Consider the following 1020-nt stretch of genomic DNA (forward strand, 5'->3'; position numbering starts at 1 on the left):
GAGAAAAGAGCTCTGAATGAAAAAGATTTGATTGGGTGGATATTGGGCTAGATTTAGTTAACATTTTTTTAAGCAAAACGACCAAGGAATAAGAGGTATTTTAACAAAAGTTGGTTGATTTGTCTAGGGTTATTGTTAGTTTTATTGTTATAAATCAATGTTTTGTGTGGTTTTTAAGGGTTGACTAAGTATAATCCTCCAAGGGTAGCGTCCCCTTTTACTCAACCCCTTCTACCCTTTTATTTTTAATTTTTATTTATAAAATTCAACTTTAATAATTTTCATAGTATGCTTATCTATGTGATAAAAGCCAGAACCTCCACCCGCCACGAGTCGCTTCCGTGGAATACTAAATTTAATAATATACAAATCTTTGGATTCAGATATGTTAACTATATAACTTTCTATTTGATTACTTTTGAAAGAAGAAAAATCTTTATAAACAACACTAAACACTTCTAAATATTTAGCAGGCATTGTTATAGGTTTTTTATAACTTTCTATAATATCAAAATCAATATATTTATCCATATTAGACATAACATGAGTATTTATAAAAATAAAAATAAATAAAAACAGCGTCTTCATCATTGTAATCCCCTTCATCATTGTAACCTAATAATTACATCATTAGCATAATTATAATATTTAATCTTGCCTTTAGGAGTCGCTAAATATGCGTCTATTTCATTAAATATTGCAAGAGGAATATCTCCTTCTTTCCCATCGATATCAGAAAAGTTTTCGCTGTCGTATTTTGGGTCATACGCTCCATGAGTGTGATAATAAGCCGTTACATTAGCGCCATTAGGTGCTAGTGCATCCATAGGTTGCACTGACTCATGATCACCTGCTATCGGTCCAGTATATGAATAAGACCCATCTGAATTTCTATAAATCAAACCACCATACTCCCTATTTTCAGAAATAGAAGTAGAATTAATTTTTAAAGCATAAAATGCAGCATCATGTTGGGTTTTAAATTTAAGACTATTACTAAATGTCCTACCATGACGCATA

General features: G+C 30.8%; 2 protein-coding genes. Both read right to left on the minus strand.

Translation table 11 applies throughout. The features are described 5' to 3' along the window. Positions 1-252: 252 nt before the first annotated feature. A complete protein-coding gene (locus tag BAZSYMA_RS08590) occupies positions 253-591 on the minus strand; it encodes a hypothetical protein (RefSeq protein WP_143243180.1) in 339 nt (112 codons plus the stop codon). A 14-nt stretch (positions 592-605) separates the two neighbouring features. Continuing rightward, a partial coding sequence (locus BAZSYMA_RS08595; RefSeq protein ID WP_090718003.1) for a DUF4329 domain-containing protein occupies positions 606-1020 on the minus strand: 415 nt, incomplete at its 5' end.

The sequence above is a fragment of the Bathymodiolus azoricus thioautotrophic gill symbiont genome (assembly GCF_001298715.1).
Classification (GTDB): domain Bacteria; phylum Pseudomonadota; class Gammaproteobacteria; order PS1; family Pseudothioglobaceae; genus Thiodubiliella.